The organism is Pseudoalteromonas sp. MQS005 (genome assembly GCF_001661605.1).
Taxonomy (GTDB): Bacteria; Pseudomonadota; Gammaproteobacteria; order Enterobacterales; family Alteromonadaceae; genus Pseudoalteromonas; species Pseudoalteromonas tetraodonis.
Genome location: NZ_LYRQ01000004.1, coordinates 33,242 through 53,405, shown reverse-complemented (window position 1 = coordinate 53,405; position 20,164 = coordinate 33,242). Strand labels below are relative to the sequence as shown.

Annotated in this window: 14 protein-coding genes; 6 read left to right on the top strand and 8 right to left on the bottom strand. The window is 40.1% G+C overall.

Annotated features, from left to right (window positions below):
- Positions 1 to 37: 37 nt before the first annotated feature.
- Together A9479_RS03075 and A9479_RS03070 are read right to left on the bottom strand one after the other, a co-directional pair.
- Complete coding sequence (locus A9479_RS03075; protein WP_013466226.1) at positions 38 to 3,169, bottom strand: efflux RND transporter permease subunit; 3,132 nt, start codon at positions 3,167 to 3,169, stop codon at positions 38 to 40.
- Between the two features lie 13 nt (positions 3,170 to 3,182).
- Complete coding sequence (locus A9479_RS03070) at positions 3,183 to 4,361, bottom strand: efflux RND transporter periplasmic adaptor subunit (RefSeq protein ID WP_013466227.1); 1,179 nt, start codon at positions 4,359 to 4,361, stop codon at positions 3,183 to 3,185.
- Between the two features lie 292 nt (positions 4,362 to 4,653).
- Here A9479_RS03070 and A9479_RS03065 point away from each other — a divergent pair, with 292 nt between their 5' ends.
- Positions 4,654 to 7,164: a zinc-dependent metalloprotease gene (locus tag A9479_RS03065; protein WP_064662672.1), complete on the top strand. Its 2,511-nt coding sequence runs from the start codon at positions 4,654 to 4,656 to the stop codon at positions 7,162 to 7,164.
- 52 nt (positions 7,165 to 7,216) lie between these two features.
- Here A9479_RS03065 and A9479_RS03060 read toward each other — a convergent pair whose 3' ends face one another.
- Positions 7,217 to 8,005: a PhzF family phenazine biosynthesis protein gene (locus tag A9479_RS03060; RefSeq protein ID WP_064662671.1), complete on the bottom strand. Its 789-nt coding sequence runs from the start codon at positions 8,003 to 8,005 to the stop codon at positions 7,217 to 7,219.
- A gap of 65 nt (positions 8,006 to 8,070) precedes the next feature.
- Complete coding sequence (locus A9479_RS03055) at positions 8,071 to 8,685, bottom strand: PQ-loop domain-containing transporter (RefSeq protein WP_016899022.1); 615 nt, start codon at positions 8,683 to 8,685, stop codon at positions 8,071 to 8,073.
- Between the two features lie 272 nt (positions 8,686 to 8,957).
- Between A9479_RS03055 and A9479_RS03050 the strand changes: the two genes are divergently transcribed.
- Together A9479_RS03050 and A9479_RS03045 are read left to right on the top strand one after the other, a co-directional pair.
- A complete protein-coding gene (locus A9479_RS03050) occupies positions 8,958 to 10,091 on the top strand; it encodes a PepSY domain-containing protein (RefSeq protein WP_064662670.1) in 1,134 nt (377 codons plus the stop codon).
- A gap of 48 nt (positions 10,092 to 10,139) precedes the next feature.
- Positions 10,140 to 11,306: a lipopolysaccharide assembly protein LapB gene (locus A9479_RS03045; protein ID WP_064662669.1), complete on the top strand. Its 1,167-nt coding sequence runs from the start codon at positions 10,140 to 10,142 to the stop codon at positions 11,304 to 11,306.
- Positions 11,307 to 11,371: 65 nt separating this feature from the next.
- On the opposite strand, the gene A9479_RS03040 is transcribed toward A9479_RS03045, so the two are convergent.
- The 4 genes from A9479_RS03040 to A9479_RS03025 all read right to left on the bottom strand — a co-directional run bounded on the left by A9479_RS03040 (position 11,372) and on the right by A9479_RS03025 (position 17,285).
- Positions 11,372 to 14,185 (bottom strand): PD40 domain-containing protein, encoded by a 2,814-nt coding sequence (locus A9479_RS03040; protein WP_064662668.1) that lies wholly within the window; start codon positions 14,183 to 14,185, stop codon positions 11,372 to 11,374.
- 143 nt (positions 14,186 to 14,328) lie between these two features.
- Entirely contained in the window at positions 14,329 to 15,879 is a 1,551-nt protein-coding gene (locus tag A9479_RS03035; RefSeq protein ID WP_033103565.1) for a PH domain-containing protein, read from the bottom strand.
- Positions 15,869 to 16,414 carry a PH domain-containing protein gene (locus A9479_RS03030; RefSeq protein ID WP_064662667.1) on the bottom strand — a complete coding sequence of 182 codons (546 nt, stop codon included), beginning with the start codon at positions 16,412 to 16,414 and terminating at the stop codon, positions 15,869 to 15,871. Before A9479_RS03030 ends, A9479_RS03035 begins: the two co-directional genes overlap by 11 nt.
- 16 nt (positions 16,415 to 16,430) lie before the next feature.
- Complete coding sequence (locus tag A9479_RS03025) at positions 16,431 to 17,285, bottom strand: D-hexose-6-phosphate mutarotase (RefSeq protein WP_008466787.1); 855 nt, start codon at positions 17,283 to 17,285, stop codon at positions 16,431 to 16,433.
- 415 nt (positions 17,286 to 17,700) lie between these two features.
- Here A9479_RS03025 and A9479_RS03020 point away from each other — a divergent pair, with 415 nt between their 5' ends.
- From A9479_RS03020 to A9479_RS03010, 3 genes are all read left to right on the top strand, one after another.
- Positions 17,701 to 18,183, top strand: coding sequence for a MarR family winged helix-turn-helix transcriptional regulator (locus A9479_RS03020; RefSeq protein ID WP_016899014.1), 483 nt, complete (start codon positions 17,701 to 17,703; stop codon positions 18,181 to 18,183).
- Between the two features lie 111 nt (positions 18,184 to 18,294).
- Complete coding sequence (locus tag A9479_RS03015; RefSeq protein ID WP_064662666.1) at positions 18,295 to 19,581, top strand: porin; 1,287 nt, start codon at positions 18,295 to 18,297, stop codon at positions 19,579 to 19,581.
- Between the two features lie 142 nt (positions 19,582 to 19,723).
- Positions 19,724 to 20,119: a YbaN family protein gene (locus tag A9479_RS03010; RefSeq protein WP_033103568.1), complete on the top strand. Its 396-nt coding sequence runs from the start codon at positions 19,724 to 19,726 to the stop codon at positions 20,117 to 20,119.
- Positions 20,120 to 20,164 lie beyond the last annotated feature (45 nt).

Genomic DNA, 20,164 nt, shown 5'->3' with positions numbered 1-20,164 from the left:
ACGGTTGGCTTTTTTCAGCTACATGATCTGGGTGATGTTAACTTACGCTCGCTTTTTTACTTGCGAACGGGCGCTTAAATAGCGCGCCTATATCGGTTAAAATAATATACAAACACGGCACCAAAATAAGGGTGATCAGTGTTGCAAACATAACCGCAAAGCCCAGAGCTACCGCCATAGGTATTACAAATTTGGCTTGTAAACTGGTTTCAAACATAATCGGCAATACCCCTGCAAAGGTCGTAATTGAGGTAAGTAATATGGGCCTAAAACGTGCACAGCCTGCTTCAATAACCGCATCTTTTATACTGATACCAGCACGACGCGCCTGATTAATAAAATCAGTCATCACTAAGGAGTCGTTAATAACCACCCCTGCAGCAGCAATTAAACCAAAGCCCGACATTAAGCTAATATCTAAACCAAACCAAAAATGACCCCATATTGCCCCCGTTAAACTAAATGGAATAACCGACATTACAATGAGAGGTTGTGAGTAACTTTTTAACGGTACGGCAAGTAGTATATAAACTAAAATCATACCACCAGCAAAAAATAGCAGTTGCTCATTAGCTTGCGCCTGTTGTTCTTCAATTGCGCCACCTAGTTCTGACTTAACACTTGGGTATTCGTCCAACAGTTGTGGTAGTAAATTTTCTTTTACTTGCTTAACCACTTCGCCTGGCTCAATCACTTCCTCATCAATGTTGCCATACACATAAACAGTGCGATAACCGCCTTCACGACGAATATAACTAATACCAGGGGTTTCAGTTAACTCAACCACATCTCCTAGCAATACTTCTTTGCCTTGGGGCGTGGTGATAACCGCGTGTTTAAGCGATGAAAACGCTTCGCGAGTAAGCTTAGGGTAACGTACCATCACCCGTACTTCTTCACCGCGACGAATAACACGTTGCGCCTCGCCACCATAAAAACTGGCACCGACTTGATTTGCAATTGAGGCCAAATCTAACCCTAAGTCAAAGGCGACTGGTTTTAAGCTCATTTGTACTTCTTTGCTAGCAGGGTCAATGGTAGAGCTTATATCAAATAAGCCTTCTTGCTGCTGCAATAATCCAATAAAGCGACGCCCTGCTTCATTCAATGTATCGATATCAGAGCCATACAGTAAGTAACCAAACTCACCGTTACCGCCGCCACCTCCACCGCCAACATCATCCTGAATAGTTAACGATTTAACGCCCGCAATATTAGGCATCGCTTCACGCCAGCGGCGCGAAAGCTCAAAGGCATTATAAGGGCGTAAATCTTCATCAACCAATGGCGCTAATAACTGCGCCTCTGTACGACCTTGGTTAAATACCAATACATCGCGAATCATCTTTTGCCCTTCTTCGCGCTCGGTTTGCTTATCTATTTCAAGCACCATGGCTTCGATTTGGCGAATAGCATTAATAGTTTGGATGTCTGATACGTTATCGTTCATCTCAACATTAATTTGCGGGAAGTCATGCGGCACTTTAGGCGATGGGATCATTCTCACCTGATTAGACGATATTAACGCAAAGGTGAAAATTAGTAGCGCAATAAAACTAAACAGCACCGTCCAACGCCACTTTATACAATTAACAATAAACTGCCTATACGGCCCATTTACAAAGCCAAAAAAGCGTTTATTAAAGCGTGCTCGCCAACCGTCAGGGTTAATAGGAGAAAAGTGAGTATGCGCAATGTGTGCCGGTAATATCAGCTTAGATTCAATCAAGCTAAATATTAAACATAAAATCACCACCACTGAAATACCTATAAAAAAGGAACTTTCAGGGCCGCTTGAAAGCGTAAACGGCGCAAATACCGCAATGGTTGTTAGTACACCAAATGTGGCAGGGGTTGCCACTCGTTTAGCGCCATTAACCACATTAACAACACCGCCGCCTTTTTTTTCTATTTCGGTGTAGGCACTTTCACCTATGACAATGGCATCGTCCACCACAATCCCCAGCACCATAATAAAGGCAAATAAAGACACAATATTAATTGTGATACCAAATAACGGCATCAGCATCATCGCACCTAAAAAGCACACTGGTAAACCAATCATTACCCACAGTGCGAGCTTAAAACGTAAAAATAACGAAAGCATAATAGCGACTAAAATTGCACCTTGCAGCAAATTAGCTTTCATCATGTCTAAGCGTGCATTTAGATAGTAAGTAAAGTCCATTAGCGGCTCTATACGTACACCCAATGGCAGTTCTTTATTTTTTTGATCAATATACGCTTTAACCGAATCGGCCACCGGAATAATGTTTTGATCTTCGGTGGCTTTTACCGATAAATAAACTGCGTTTTCGCCATTAAATTTAAAGTAACGCTCACCTTCAACGAACTGATCTTTGATTATAGCAATATCTTGTAGCAACACTTTGGCACCATTGGCGCCAATTTTTACCGGAATTTGCCTAAACTCTTCACCAGAATAAAACTGATTTTCTACTCGAACCGAAATAACACCCGCATCAGTTTTTAATTGTCCGGCTGAAAAGTTAGCCGAATAACGACGTACCGCATTTGCTACATCCGATAAAGTTAAATTATATTGGCGCAATGTATCGGGCTCTATTTCTATGGCAATTTCATCCAGTGGCACATCGTTTACCACTAAAGATACATTCGATAACTGCAAGAGTTCATCTTCAACCTGATTTGCGATAGGCTTAAGCTCATTTAGCGGTAGGTCAGCCACGAGCGTCATGCCAATTACATCTTGGCGAAACTCTATTTGACTAATGGTAACCGGCTCCATTCCTGCAGGAAAAGTCGCGATACCATCTACTCGCAGTTTTACCTTATCGAGAACGTCGGTAAGCTCTGCGTCAGTATTAATTTCAAGGCTGGCAGAACCCCCATTACGAAAAGCGCGATATACCCCTTTTTTTATCTCAGTTATATCTTTTAGCGACTCTTCAATTTTTATTAAGATACTTTCTTCAATTTCTTGTGGCGACGCCCCCGGGTAGTTTGCATTTACAGTAATATAGTTAACTTCTATATTAGGGAACATTTGTCGCTGAATAGTAAAGTAGCTTATAAGCCCCATTACAATAATAAAAAACATCATTAAATTGGCAGCAACAGAGTTGTTAGCAAAATACGCAATTAACCCTGTTTGTTTGGTTGTATTGGGCTGTTCTGTGTTATTCATAACTCACCCTACCTTAAAGTTTTTCAGTGGATGCATTTTCTGCTGCATCTGTATTTTTAGTCTCTGTTAAACCGGCTATTTTTACTGCCATGCCTTTTTGAGGGTATTCCGGTAAGGTGGTAACGAGCTTATCGTTGGCTTGTAAGCCATCGCTAATATAAAAATATTCGCCTTCTTCACGAATCACTTTTACTTTACGCGGCTCTAACTGTTGCTCATCATTAACTATCCACACGGTTTGGTTATTTACTAACTCTTGCGGTAAACGATAAATATTATTGAGCATAGTGCCGGCAAAGTTTACTTGTACATAAGTGCCAAATTTAATTGCAGGCTGCTGATTAGTAAGTCCGTAAGGATCTTCAATTCTTACCACTAAACTGCTCATGCGAGTCGCGTTATCAACAATCCCTAAATCGCGGTCTATTACTGCTTGGCGAGTAAACCCATTGAATCCTGTTTTGATAACGGTTGCCATTACCCCTTTAACGCGCTCAGGTAAAAACACACTGTCAAAACCTGCGATCGGAATAATCACTTCAGCGGTTTCAATATTATTCAGCTCGGCAACTTGAGCGCCCATACTAACAAACTGGCCAACCCCCACATTCCGACTAACCACTAATGCATCGTAAGGTGCGGTGATTTCACAATTGTCTAAATCGCGTTGGGCTCTTTTTAATGCTGCTTGCGCCGACTTAACTGATGCTTGCGCACTCAGCACTTGTGGTTTGCGTAAAAATAAATCTGTACGTGCTTTATTTGGGAAACGTTTTGCTTCGTCTTCTGCGACTTTGGCTTGCGCTTGCTCTTCAATTAACATCGCTTGAGCGCGGGCAAGTTCAGCTTCAGCTTGCAATACCGCAGCCTCGTAGTTATCTTTTTCAATAGTAAATAAGGTTTCGCCGCGACCCACAACACCACCCGCCACAAAGCTTGGATGCCAGCTGACGACTTCACCTGACACTTGCGCTGAAAGTTGGGTATTTTCTAGTGGCTGCACTTCACCATAACTATTAATGATAACTTGATGATCGTTAGCGGAAACGGCTTCAACTTGCACCGTTGGTCGAGTGTCTATGACTTCTTTTTTGTCTGACTCTTTTGCAATCGCATTAATTGCAACAAAACCAGCAACACCTAATGCCAGTGCTACAAATGGAAAAGCCCATCTAAGTACATTACCTTGCATCTGTTTATTTCTCCCAAATTACTATTAGCACTATGATACCAAAGCTTAATGAAACATTAACGTGACATTTGTAAGCAACTGTTACAAAAAGGTATAAATAAGGTCTTCTTCAGCAAATAAAAGGTAAGTCAAAAGCACTGTTAAGCCGCTTTATAAATGTATTGTTACAATCTTTTACCATTATAAATCATAAAGCTAATCACTTTAGGTTAGTATTTATTAATCATACTGTGCGAAAAAGCATGACACACCGTACAGTAAAATTACATTAACAACTAAAAAAGACTAAACGATGAAATTAACCACACTTACCTTGGCGCTGAGTATAGCGCTTGGTGGCAGCTATGCTGTTGCAGCAGAAAAAAAAGAAGAAAAGAAACCACAAACATTAACTGAAATGATTAAAGGGCAAACCGAATTTGCGGGTATTTTTAATCTTTACCAAGATGAAAAAACCGGCGATCACTTAATGGTGATAAACGAATCACAGCTCGATACGCCTTTTGTGTACTTTGCGCATACCATTGATGGTGTAACTGATGCGGGTCATTTTCGTGGGTCGTATCGTGAAACAAAGCTGATTGAATTTAGAAAATACTTTGATCGTATTGATATTATTAGTAAAACCCCTCGCTACTTATTTAACGAAAATAGCGCACTTGCCAAAGCCAGTGAAGCTAATATCAGCGAAGCCGTGCTTGCAAGTATAAAAATAGAAAAACAAGAAGAAGGTAAAATAGCCTTTAATGTAAATAAGCTTTTTTTAAGTGAAGCGCTACATAAAGTGTCTCCTACGCCTAACCCGAACGATAAAAATGCTAAAAAGCGTTTTAAATTAGGTAAATTAGACGATAAAAAATCACGCATCATCAAACAGCGTCCTTATCCTAACAACCTAGATGTGGTTGTTGATTATGTTTTTACCAATAGCAGCCCAACCGTTCGAGGTTCAGGTGCGATAAGCGACCCCCGAAGTGTGTCGGTAAAAGTACAACATTCATTTGTGGCTTTACCAGAAAACAATTACCAACCTCGCTTTGATGATGCACGTATTGGTTATTTCACCAATCAGTTTGATAAAATGACGTCAACCGACTGGGCGCCATACCAAGATGTCATTAAGCGCTGGGATTTACAAAAGAAAGATCCAAACGCTGCACTTTCAGAACCAGTAAAACCGATTACCTGGTGGATAGAAAACACCACACCGGTTGAATGGCGTGACACCGTGCGTGATGCCGTACTTGCTTGGAACACCTCATTTGAAAAAGCAGGCTTTAAAAATGCGCTCGAAGTAAAAATACAACCTGACGATGCCGATTGGGATGCCGGCGATATTAACTATAACGTACTACGTTGGACTTCATCACCCAAACCACCGTTTGGTGGGTATGGGCCAGCATTAGCGAACCCGTTAACCGGTGAAATTTTAGGCTCAGACATTATGCTTGAGTTTGTATTTATGAAAAACCGCTGGATATACGACACACTGTATACTCAAGGCACGATGAGCCATACACAGCCAACCAACTATTCAGAACTCAATTGCTCTTTAGGTCATGAATTACAGCAAAGCCTAATAATGGCCAAGGGCTTAGCAAATGGCGCTGATATTGAAGATACCCAAATGTTACGCCAAGGCTTAACTCAGCTGGTTTTACATGAAGTAGGGCATACTCTAGGTCTTAATCACAACATGAAGTCTTCTATTTTGTGGGATGAGAAAGAAGTTCACGACAAAAGTAAAACCCAAGGCATAGTTACCGGCTCGGTAATGGACTATGCGCCAGCAAATATAGCGCCAACGGGTGTGACTCAAGGCGATATTTTCCAAACTAAACCAGGTCCATACGATGATTGGGCAATAAATTACGGCTACAGCGCAGCACTTAAAGATGAAGCAGCAGAGCAAGCTCGCCTTGATAAAATACTCGCTCGCTCAAGCGAACATGCACTGGCCTTTGGTAACGATGCCGACGACATGCGTGCCCCTGGACGCCATATAGACCCTCGCGTGATGATAGGTGACTTGTCGTCTAACCCTGCAGCTTACGGCGCAGATAGAATGGCACTGATCAATACGCTCTTTGCAGAACTTAAAGACAAAGCTACAGTAAAAGGTGAGTCTTACCAACAGCTTGTTACTTCAGCTAACAGCCTATTTGGCCAGTATCGTGCACAAGCAGGCGTGGTATCTCGTCAAATTGGTGGCGTGTATGTAGAGCGTGCCGTCGTGGGCGATGAAAATGCAGCAAAGCCTTTTACACCGGTACCACTTGAGCGTCAAACCCAAGCAATGGCTATTTTAGCTGAGTACGTGTTTGCTCCAAATGTACTGCAAAGCATGCAGCCATTGTATAACTTTATGCAGCAGCAGCGTCGTGGGTTTAATCATTACGGTAAAAACGAAGACCCTAAACCGCATAAAATGATTTTAGGTATGCAAAAGAGTGTACTAGCGCAACTACTACATCCTGCTGTGTTACTGCGTATTTCAGATACTGCTTTATATGGTAATGAATACAGCCTTACGCAATTTATGGAGGATTTAACTGCAAGTATCTTTGTTGATAGTAAAACCGCTAATTCAGTCAGTCATAATTTACAGATTGAATATGTTAATCAGTTAATTGCGATTGCAGGCCTAGAAAAAGCAAGTAAATACGATAACTTAGCGAAAACAGCCGCGCTATATCAGCTAACTCAAATAGCAGATAAAAAGGTTGCATGGGGCGCTGATACCGCAACCAAAGCACATAAAAAATATATCGACCGCTTAATTAGCAAAGCGCTAGAAGCGTAAATAACACTGAGTAAACCAAGGCCACGTTATACGTGGCCTTTTTTACACTAACTCAAAGGTAAATAGTGCCTTTAAGGTACCTTACGGCATGACCCGTTAATGTCACTGTTGTATTACCCACTTCACAGTGTAGCTTCCCACCTCGTTGTGAGGCTTGATAAGCACTGAGAGAATTTTTTCCAAACTGCCCTGCCCAATAAGGGGCAAGCCCAGTATGAATTGAGCCGGTTACAAAGTCTTCATCACCCCCACTGGCAGGCCAAAAATAACGAGAAATAAAGTCATACTCAACACTCGGTGCTGTTGCAACCACATCTAATGGGGCTAATTTTTTTAGTTGTTCATTGGTTGTTTTCAGATCTACAACCTGCTGCTCATTATCATAAATAGCAAAATAAGCTTGGCGGTTTTTCAGCACTTTAACAGGTTGTATAGACAGGCCAGCTAATAGAGCATCAGGGATGAGCTGAACCTCTTCAGGGGCTTGTTTAGGAAAGGTCATAGCAAAGCTGCCATCGTTATTTTTATTAACAATCAGTTTGCCCACCGCCTCTGCGCTAAAGCACACCTGCGATATACTATGTTGCTCACAAAGCACATAGGCCGCCGCTAAAGTAGCATGGCCGCAAAAATCAATCTCCATTAATGGCGAAAACCAACGTATCGCAAAGCTTCCATCTGGCGACTGACAAGTAAAAGCGGTTTCAGACACATTGTTTTCCGAAGCTATATTCAGCATAAGATCATCACTAAGCCAAGACTCCAATGGGATCACGGCAGCATAATTACCTTTAAACAGTTCACTGCTGAACGCATCGATTTGATGGATAGTTAATTTCATAGTGGACACTTTTTATTTATTGGTCACTCAAAGTGCCACAAATGAAATTAACGGTCACTATAATTTTATGCCAACACAGGACGTACGCGATAATACTGCATACACGCAAATTGCAGCGCATTAGTAAGCAATATCATAATAAACATTAATATATGCGAAGTACTTTGCACTGGCATGGCTAGCTCTGCAAACAAACCACAGATACCTGCTATAAATTGCAAACTAAAATAGCGCGCACTCAGGTTACTAATATTCCCTGTTCGCAGTGTTTTATAGGTTTGTGGCATAACCCGAACCGAACTCATAATTAAGCCCACATAAGTTAAGCCGTTTAGCACAGAGGCAGTATCTAGGTTAGGGTTTAACAGCAACAAAAAAGGTAATAACGAAAAGCTAAGCATGCCAAGTAACTGCAGCTTCTGACGTTTAGCGGCATTATAACGGGCAAAAAAGTATAAAATTAAACCACTCAACAATCCTGTCGCAAAAAACGGCAAGGCAATATAAAAGCGAGCAAAATAAAGATTGTAGCTAATAAAGTACACACTTTGCGCTAAACCAAATGTCATCATTAGCAGTGATACACCCGATACACTGCGGTTTTTAATAATTTTATTAAGTAACGGTAAAAAACTAAAAACCAAAATAAACACTGACAAAATAGGCAAATAATACGCCAAAGCAAACCTCGCTCGTTACATTGTTGTTAATAAAAAGGAAGAAATAAAACATTTTTTAAACATCTGTTTTTAAAGGCTTTATTTGTGTGCGCGCATTGTAGGGCTGGCTAGGTTTTATACAAGCTTCATGCTTACTTTAGTTTTTAGTGATGGCAACTTGAGTATACAAAAACCGTTACTAAAACTTCACAGCACGCCACTTCAACTAATTGCAATACAAATGATAACTGTTATCATGCGCATACGTGTAATTTAACATACAAGCTAAAATAATGAGAAAAACACTGTTTAAAATTCATAGTTGGTTGGCGCTAATTGCCATTATTCCGTTAATTGTTATTAGCATTACTGGCAGTGTTTTAGTGTTTAAAAGTGAAATAGACGGCTTACTGATGCCTGACAAACACTTTGTGGTACAGCAGCAAGCTGCTCGCTTACCTATGGACTCATTAATAGATAAAGCCGAAGCAGCCTTTCCTGAGTATGTAGTCGGAAGTTGGGAGCTTTTTAATAACACCACCGCCGACCGGCTTTATTTGGTTAAGCGTGGCACTGACAATTGGTATAAGTTGCATTTAGACCAATACACGGGAGAAGTTTTATCAGAACCCGTAAGCACAACTCATTATTTTACCGACTGGTTTTTAGAGCTCCATTACACCTTTTTACTTAACGACTTAAAAAGCTTACCTGGGCAAACAGGTACCGTATTAGGGTTCTTTTTTGCTTTATTTTTATTAACTCTGGGCATTACCGGCTTAATTATTTACCGTAAATTTTGGCAGCGACTATTTAGCGTACGCTGGCGCGCAACGTTACAAATAGTACTCAGTGACATTCATAAGATGACCGGTGTTTTAGGCTCACCTATTCTTCTCGTTTTAGCGATTACAGGTGGTTATTTTAATGGTGCAGTGTGGTATCACGAAGTAATAGAACACGCAGAAGAAGAGCACCACACTATTACAAATAAATTATATAGTGACGACATCTCTTTTGAGCGGATTCTTAATGATAGCAAGCTGCAAATACCCACTTTTAATACAACTTTTTTAGTTTTTCCACGAGAGCCCGATGAAAATATCACTCTTTATGGCGAAGTAAATACCAGTAATCCACTTACCAGTGAATATGCCAATACCATAACCTATGATAAGCAAACAGGTGAACACATGGCTAACTGGGATATTCGAGAGGCTGGTGCTGGTTGGCAAGTAATAGACAGTTTTAGAAAACTACACTTTGGTTATTTTGCTGGGCTTATCAGTAAAATACTATGGTGTATTATAGGGTTAAGCCCTGTATGGCTTGCAGGAACAGGTTTTTATTTATGGCTTACCCGCCGCAAACGTAAAAAGCAATCACACAAAAATCGCTTAACTCAACGACGAAATGCGAATGCTTGATAAACATACCACTTCAGTATAATGTTAATTCAAACAATGGAGTGGTTTATGAAAATAAAAACAATCTTGATAGTCATAGGTTTTTTATCGGTAGCAGGATGCTCAAGTACAAGAGCGCCTCAAGTTCAGCCTCAACTAAAGCTTCCCCCTTTGCTAAACCATAACTTATTTAAAACACAAGAGACTGTCTCTAAGGATGAGCTTTTTAAGCTTCCTGAAGCTGAAAAATCAAAGTTTTTAGCTTTTGTTGCAAAGCAGCAAGCATCCAAAATACGCATGGATATAATTGTTTATAACTATCTAGAAAATAAACTCTCCGACTTTAGTTATCATGGTGATACATTAACTTCAATGCAGGCACTAGATCACGGGCATGGCAACTGTTTAAGCTTAGCAGTATTAACACAAAGTTATGCTGAGCTTTTAGGTTTAGAAACAAGCTTTCAAGAAGTAACCAGCCAGCCTGTTTACGCAAAAGAAGATAACCTCGTTTATGTAGCAAAACACTTTAGAACTAAAGTATATGCCCCAGAAGAAAATGACACTAAAAAAGATCCAAATATAATTTCCTTTGTAAGGCCGGGCTCATTAATAGACTATTTCCCAAGCAGAGGGAGTATGTATTCTGGCAGTGCTGACATCAATGATTTAATTTCTAAGTTTTATAGTAATTTAGCTGCAGCTGCATTAGCTGTTAAAGACTATGATTTAGCATATTCAAATATATTAAAAGCCAATAAGTATACACCTAAAGATCCTGAGCTTTTTAACTTAGCGGCAGTGTTACATAGAAGAATAGGGGATTCGCAAAGCGCAAAAAGTATATATCAAGCAGCGATAGAGAACGATTTTACAAGTATTAACCTACTAACCAATTATCAAAGCTTAGCTGAACAATTAGGTGATAAACAACTTATATCACAACTGGATAAAGAGCTTTTTTATAAAGAAAAAGACCCTTACGAGCTATTAGCTATGGCTAAAAATGACTTGCATACAGGGCAGCTTTACAAAGCCAAAAACCGTATTGATCTAGCCATTACAAAAGCACCTTATATTGCTGAGTTATACTTAGAGCTTGCAAAAATTCGCCATCAGCAAGGGTATTATCAACAAACTAAAACTCTGCTTGAAAAAGCAATTAAGCTTGAACGAAATGAACAAAGGCTAAACCTTTATCAAGCTAAGTTACTATCCTTAAGAGGCAATGAGTAACCTAGCTAAATAGCCTGAGTTCTGGGTAGTAACGCTTTTAAACAGGACTCAGGTCAAATAGGCTTTTACAATGAATAGTAAAAGCTTAACCACGCGCGCATTTCATCTTCAAAGCTGTCACCTTCTACTCGCGACAACCCCATATCAAAGGTTAAGTCATTAACGCCCGCAGGCCCCATACCAAAGCTAAAGTCATCTTGGTATTTTAAGCCGTAACTTTGTGCATAAACGTTGCTATCTAATTGATGTTGTTTGTAATAAAGCCAAGGCATCCCCTCTTTAAAGCTAACGCCACCACCATACCCTTGGTAGCGCTCAGTGGTTGCACTATAAAAAGGCAGTTCAGCAGCAAGCACAAATTCACTACTTTGCTGCTGATTAATTAAATTAGAACTAAAGCCGCCTAATGTCAGGCTACTGTCATCTCTTTGCTTTTGCTCAAAGTTAACAAAAAGTGGTATATCAAACGCTTTACCAAATATTTTTGCTGCCAAGTCATAACCTTGCCAATGACTACTGTGATTCTGCCCATCATAAATGCTGGCATAAATACTCTGCCCAATAGCAAATGCTTGGCGGTCATGTTGCCAGCTTTGAGCAATACTCAACCGTGTCCAATTTTTATGGCTATTTTTATAATCTGTATAGTTATAGGCCAATTCTGGGGTTAAATGTAACTGGCCAAATTTCAATGGGTGGCTTACTGCAGCATAACCACCTCGGGCTTCAATATCAGCGTTTAAGCTAGGTTGATATTGATGTGATGTATCCAAATTATAATCAAATAGCGCAAGCTTAAACTTTGTATTTAACGCATTGTATTTTGCTTGTATAAAGCCGCCATGTAATGCACCGTCATGCAAATCAATGTTATAACCCGCTTGTAAATCAAGTTGTTTTAATAGGTCGCTACTTTTTATACCTACACTTAGCAAACTGGTTGACGCTGAATAATACTGAGATCCCAAGGCAAACGTCGCTTGCTGATCAAGTACTGCGTAATCGCTTTGTTCTGCTATCTCATCGGTATATATTTTTGCCGGTGGCAGGGTATGCTTATTTACCATCAACAATGGAGCTTCACTGTTTACAGCGAAATCAGTCACGGCTGTGCGGTTTTTTGTTGTTAGCGTTTTTACATCAGGGCCATCGGCATTAATAGAGAAATAAAGTAGTGAGCCATCTTCAGCCTCAATCGGGTATGCGAGCGCTTCTTGCCCGTTAGTTAAGCGTGTGAGGGTGTTATTTTTTATATGATAATTATAAATATCAGTTTTATTATTTAGGCCAGCAACAAAATAGATAGATTCCCCATCTTGACTGAAACTCGGCTGACTTAAATACTGATACCCGTTAGGCATTGGGATTGACCGCCTGGCATCACCGTTTAAGTCTTGTATATACAACTGCCAATTTTCGTTTAATGATGCTGATAAGTAAGCTAATTTTGTTTCATCGGGGTTCAGAGTCGGGTAATCATAACTTGTTTTTAAGCTCTTAGTAAAAAATGGCGTGATTGTTTGTGTATTAAGATCGACTTTTACTAATTCAGAATACCCAGCTCTTATTTGCTCACCGTAAAGTGTTTCACCATCACGGGTAACACTAAAACGGCGAATACCGGCCAGCTCTGTAAGTTGCTCTATGTTGCCAGTGTCGGTGTTGTAGCTAAAAATGTCAGACACTTTGTTATAAGTTCCCGATCCTTCACTACTGTAGGCATTAAAATAAAGTGTGTTGTTATTTACCCATTGCGGGTTAGCAATACCTGCGCGATTAATTTGATTTAGTACTTGTTTTTGTTCGCGCTTAAACACGATTGGCGGGGTATCAGGAACATCTTGCTTATCGTTCTCTAGGAGCTCCTTTTGCACCTTAGTAAACTTATCTCGTGCTTTGGTGTTGTCTTCTGTACTGTAAATTATTAGTTTTGTTTTACTCTTTTCATCACGTTCAACTATCGCAATTTTGCTACCATCATTTGAAAGAGCTGGATTGCTAGCGTATAAATCAAGTTCTAACCAAAGCTTGCTATTAAGTGGTGATTCGGTTTGCTCTTGTTGCATCGCTTTATAGGTATACTCTGCAATAAATCGACGATATAACCTTGCAGCGCTTTGCCCAAATACACCAGAAAATGCGTCGTCAAAATCTCGTGATTTCACTGCTCGCATACGAACCCATACATTATCGAGTAGCTGCTCTGAGTAATTTTGCTCTAGCCAATATAAAAAACGACTTCCCATTAAATATGCCATAGAGCCCGCCATAAAGCCCTCATCGCTATTTAGTTGCCCATAGGTGGGAAGCGCTCCCTGCTGAGCAAACTCTCTAAGTATTGCCTCAGCATAGTTATCAAATAAGCGCCCTCGACCTGTCATTTTTGATTCGATTAAAGTGGCGTACCCTTCGGCTACCCAGCGCGGTGTATCACCATAGGTTAAATCGTATATATCCCATACACCGCGAATCTTTTGCTGCCAGTCGTTACGGGTTGGCTGCGCTAAATGGACTAAATGAATGTATTCGTGCAGCACCAACAATTGCTGCCAACCCGATGAATTTGATATCACGGTATCCGACTGCGGTGGCGTAGTAAAAAGCGCCATAACAGGATTATTAGAGGTTGGTAAGGCAAAGCCATTCGCTGCATTTAGAGGGTCAAACACCACCACATCGACGATTTTATCAAGCGCACGGTTTTGTTGCTCAAGCACTTTAGTGCGAACAATTTCCAGCTCCACAGCAGTCGATTTAGCAAAATCAGTATGCTCACTACTAAAGTGAACATTAAAATGCTCGGTATGAATGGTTTGCCAATTAGCAGCAAAGCTAGGTGCAGCCAATAATAAGGCTGATGCAATGAGTGACTTTTTCACAATAATCCCTTAAATAGTACATTTGATAATGTTTAGAGTATTATCAAATGGAAAAAACGGGCAGTAAAAAAGTGTAATAAAGCATGTGCAAATGTGTATTTACACCCGCTTTATTATTTAATCTGAGTTTTGAACAAAGGAAGTTACATCCAACTGCGAGGGTCTGACTCAGCCTGCATAAGTGTAAAATCTATAATGAAGTCAGCATCTTGCTGTTTTAAATATGGGACGTACGCACCGCCCGCAGCAAGTTGTATATACAGGCTTTTTAAGCCAGAACGACGCATAAAAAAGGTGCTCACACTGCGAGCGCTTTGTGCTTTGTACAGCTCAAATACCCGGTAATGCACACCAATCATACCTTTGCGTACCACCAAATAAAAACGCCCATCTTGTTGATGAAGGTAATATCCATAACGTTTATAAGATAAAAACACTAACGCGGCTAATACCAAGAATAATGCTAATGCAATTAATATATTAAGTTGCATAAAGCTAATAAAAAAACCAGAAGCAACGCTCGGTAGCAAAGCATAAAACACCGTGTTTTTATATAACAACGCCCTTTCTACCGCATTGAATGCCAGCTTTTTACTGTCAAACCACGGATAAATCCACTGACACACATTATCAACTTGCTCCTGCGTGAGCACAGGCAGCACTAAGGTTTGTTTATTCTTTTTCGCCATGCTTGCAGCACCGCCGCTACTGGCTTGCAAACACTCCACAGTAAAGCGTTTTAATAGCCTAGCAACTAGGTTTTGCTTAATAACGATTGACTGTACTTTGTCTAAACTAATTGATAGTTGATGACGCTCTAACAGCCCTGCAATACGTTTGAATTTATTATTTTTGAAGTAAAGCTGATAGTTATAAAAACGAATGAGCGACATAGTCACCGATAAAAACACCGCAATAAATACCAATACAAAAATCAAAGTAATTACTGCAAATACCGCTGCATTAGCCATCATACCTAGCTCTTGCTGATAAAAACCCTCTATTCTTGTTATGAACTGCTGCTCTAAAAAGTCGATGGCCACATTCATAAAAGGGGCAATTGCCGCAAGTGCTAAAATGGCCATATTCGACATTAAACCAAATTTAGCAATTTCTTTATTGGTGATAACTAAACTATTTTCGCTCTGCTCTTCAATATGAGATTGCGCTGTATCAGCGAGCTCTACTGATGGTTGCTGCTGCGCTTTATAGTCAAACACTCGTTTACGCATTTGTTGCGCGTAATCTTTAGTTACCCCTGGCAAAACAGCTTCTTGAGCAACACTGCCTGCCGCATCAAAAATACAATTAACTAACCCTATGGGGGTGAAGTAAAATGGCTCCGCTATATTTACGTTTTGCACTCGAGAAAATTTTAAGGTAAGTCGCTCTTTTTTAAATACGCCTTTATTAAGTAAAATTTCATGCTCGTCAGTAATACAAAAACGAAAACTACGGTAATACAAAAAACAATAGGCAAGCAATGAAGTCAAAGCAACCGCGAGCCCAACTTGCCCCCAAAATAGTTTATTTTCTACTTGGGTAACAAATACCACCAACACGGGCAGTAAATTAAATAAGCCGTCTTTTATGAAGCGCACACTAAAATGCATCACAAAATAAGCCAGCGCCCAGGGCGACACTTTTTGCCAGTTAAGTGAAGGTGACGTTATTTGCGCAGCATCAACACTCACTGGCAGCTACCTCGCTTGCGGTTTCATCGTGGCGATAGCTTTGTACAAACTGACGAATATTTTTGCATTTTTCGTGAGTCAGGCCGCTAATTTGTAAATCGGCACTCATACCGCCGGCGCTATAAAGTCTTAAACTGGCTAAACTAAGCTTTCGCTCTATGGGCCCACGGTGTATTTCAATATGCTGCACACGCGCTAACGGTAAAATTGTCACCTGCTGCCAAATAATGCCTTTTTTAAAAGCAATATCGTGGGTACGCAACGCGCTGCCCTGTAATTTTATGCTAAACACGCTATATAACATACACAGTAAAATTAATAGCGGAACAGCAACCAATAAGTAACCTTGCGCCATAGCAGCAAAGTCTGTATTAAAATAGCAAACAGCCGCTAGTACTAAGCAAAAAGGAATGAAAAATAACAACCAATTCAATTGTGCATGCAACAATGCTTTGTCCGCAAGCGGCTCAAACACTATGCTTTTATGTTGCGGTAGGTCGGTTATTTGTTGATTAGTAAACACACTTTGCTCCATTACGCGTATGGTAGGCTTAGCCAAGCCACTTAATTGTTGTTACTAGGGTATGACTTTGTTTTGGTTCAAGCGTAACCGCATCTTCAAGTACATTCGCAGCCTCTAGGCATAACATGCTTTTATAATCATCATCGGCAAAATTTGATAGCCTCTTTGATTTTTCAATCCATGGATTCCATAACACGCACGAGCGCGAGTTTTCTCTGCTAACGCTGATCATCCCTTGAGGAGTTTCAATGGTTTGCACAGCCGCGGCTTGGGTATAAACCATATCGGTTTCACGGGTAAAACCAACCACATCACTTTGCTGATAAGGCCCTTGGCCAAATTCTATGTATTGCGCCCCTTGCAGCCCTGTTACGCGAGTATTATTAATATCATCAGTTGGAAAGTAAGTATGCAGCGCCTGTGTATAACTAAATGGGGTGTTACCTAAATTACAGGTGGTTAAACGCACCTCTAACTGCTCAGATAAAATAAACTCAACCCTTAAAGAAGATTGATGAGGCCAAAAGGTAGAATCTATCTGCTTCATTGGTAATTTAAGACTAACAGTAATCTCGTTCTCGGTTTCATGCACTTCATCGGCTTGCCATACGTGCGTGCGCGCAAAACCATGTGCTGGAAAGTCTTTATTTTCATGTTGACCAAACCAAGGCCAGCAAATAGGAATACCGCCACGAATGCCCTTCCCTTCGCTAAAGGTTTCATCCCCAGACACCCACAATAGTGGCAATTTACCTTTGGGTGTAAACTCAGTTATTTGCCCACCTTGTAAAAATATCTTCGCCTTACATTGGCGACTATTAATACTAATAAATTCCAAACCGCTATGTGTACGCTCAATACATACTGAGGGTGATAATTGCATTTTATTTCCTTTAACACTGAGACTAATTTTTTAGTACTTAACCTGAGTTCAGGTTACTGTACACAAACAATAATGCATGCTTAAAGCATAAGCTACATAGAATAGTTATTTAAATTGAGTTAGTTACTATATTTTTATGCCATATCAACGGCTCAATTACGACTAAAGTTTTAAACCTGTGGCTTGCGTATCGCTTTTAACTTACGTAAGGTGCGCAGCCTTAGCAAACAGAGTGTTATTAACTTTTAATAAAATAAAGATAATAAATGCCATTTTAATTACTGCTCAAATTAATAAAAGTCAATAAAAACTAATAATAGCTGGCAAAAATAACATATATCATTTGAATTCAATTTATTTGATGTGTAACATTTCGTGATTACGGCAACTGATTCGCCTTTCATGAGACAAACAAATGCAAAAATATGACGAGTTACTAGTTTCTTTACGCAAGGTGATCCGTGCGATTGACTTACATTCAAAACAACTTAATAAAACAGCGGGTTTAACTGGACCACAACTGCTTATTATGCAAGAAGTGTCTCAAACTGATGGTATTACCGCCAGTCGTATTGCGCAAAACGTCAATTTAAGTCCGGCAACGGTCACAAATATTCTTGACCGAATAGAAAGCAAGAATTTGGTAACACGCGTTCGTAGTCAAATGGACAAACGCCGGGTCAGCTTATACCTTACTGAACAAGGTAAAGAATTACTCGAAAAAGCGCCCCAGCCCTTGCAAGAACACTTTATCGAAAAATTTTCAGCGCTTGCTGAATGGGAACAGAGCCTACTACTTTCATCAATGCAACGTATTGCCGCAATGATGGATGCAGATAAGCTAGATGCCTCTCCTCTTTTAGAAGTAGGCGCACTGTTTCAAACTTCTAAAGAATAAAACGCAGTATAAAAACAATAAACTAAATTAGTCTGCCATTTTCTCCTTTTTCCACACTAAGAGGCGCATTGTTGCGCCTTTAATTTTTTAATCACAATCAAAACGGCTATTATGACTAAACTCTCAAAACTAACACTCGCATTAATTTTAAGTGGTGTTGCTAGCAATTCTTATGCATCAAATCTTCAACCTCTCCAAAGCCAATTAACGCAGTTAAAGCAACAAGTAGATAAACTTGAAAGCAAACTCGCTGAAAAAAAGTCTCAGCAAGTAGACCAAGTTAGTAAACAGTTGCAAGCTACTTCTACAGATACTGCACAGCAAGAAAAGCAATCATCTGGAATAAAGGTAGGAGGTGCTATTCGCGCTAACTACGGTATAAACTCTTACGATGAAGACAATGAAGATCGCGGTGGTGACTTTGATTTTGATATTTTCCGGTTAAATGTCTCTGGCGAAATTAATGATATTTCAGTCAATGGTGAAATACGCTTTTACGATTATATGACTGTCGTAAAGTACGCTTACTTAGGGTACGAATTTATTGATGGCTGGGAAGCTCAGGCAGGCATAACAGCCGTGCCGTTTGGTAACGGTCCTTATAATTCTCACAGCTACTTTTTTAGCACTAACTACTATGTTGGCCTAGAAGATGATTTTGATTTAGGTGTGGTTGCTAAGCGCAAACTTAAAGACAACTGGACACTTGATTTAGGCTTTTTCAAAAATGATGAACTGGGTGGAGTTGATGGCTCAGCATCAGACAAAAATCATCGTTACTCTTATGATATTGTTGGTAGTCGTCCTGCAGATGAAGGCATCTATGCTGAACCATCAAAGCAGCTTGGTGAATACAACACCTTTGCTGGTCGCGCTACTTATCAGCTTGAGCATAGTAAAAATATCACCACTGACATCGGGGTATCGTTACTCAGTGGCGGACTTCACGACGGTGAAGACCGCGCTGGTAATTACAGTGCTTGGGCTGTTCACTTAAACAGCAACATTAATAACTGGAATATTCAATTGCAACACGGTGAATATGACTACGATTTATACGATGGTAATAACCGCTTTGCGGTGGGTGCTTTTGATTATTATGACAGTGTATCGAGCCAAGCCACAATGACCAACTTTAATATTGCCTATGACTACGCAATAGAGTGGGGCCCAGTTACCAACCTGCAGTTTTATAACGACTATGGGATCATCTACAACAAGTCAGATAATAGCGCCAATACTTGGATGAATGTAACCGGTATGAGTATTACTGCTGGCGGATTCTTTAGTTATGTTGATTTCGTACAAGCCCGCAATCAACCCTTTATTGGCGGTACCATTATTGGTGATGGCGATACCGAGCGCCGTTTTAATATTAATTTAGGCTATTACTTTTAATAGGTAGTGCAATCAGGAAATTCTTTTCCTTTGCTAACCCTAAATGGCTTAGTTGATAACATGCAACTAAGCCATTTTCTCTTCATTTTACCTTTTAATTAGCTTACCCTTTTACCGTTTAATTAATTAAAAAAGAGCTAAAGTGAGCATAAAAAACGTTTTTATTTATTATAAAAATTTCGGCTTTAAATTGCTGGGGCTACTGTGTGTATTACTGGGCATTATTGGTGTTGCCCTACCGGTTATGCCAACCACGCCGTTTTTAATTTTAGCCTTAGCCTGTTTTGCTCGCTCATCCGCGGCGCTTGAGTCTTGGCTATTAAACCACCCTCGCTTTGGCACAACATTACAACATTGGCGCGCCCATCAAGTGGTTCCTGTAAAGGCAAAGTATGCTGCGGGTATAGGTATGCTAATAGGCTTTATATTTTTATTATACAACAGCCCTCCAGCTTGGATTATTGCCCTAGTGGCTGTTGTTGAAGTGCTGGTTATGGCTTACTTAATTTCTAAGCCCTCAGCTCCTCCTAAAAAATAAAGTGTAAAGTTTGGTAAATAAATTTGTAACAGCTAATGCAAATCA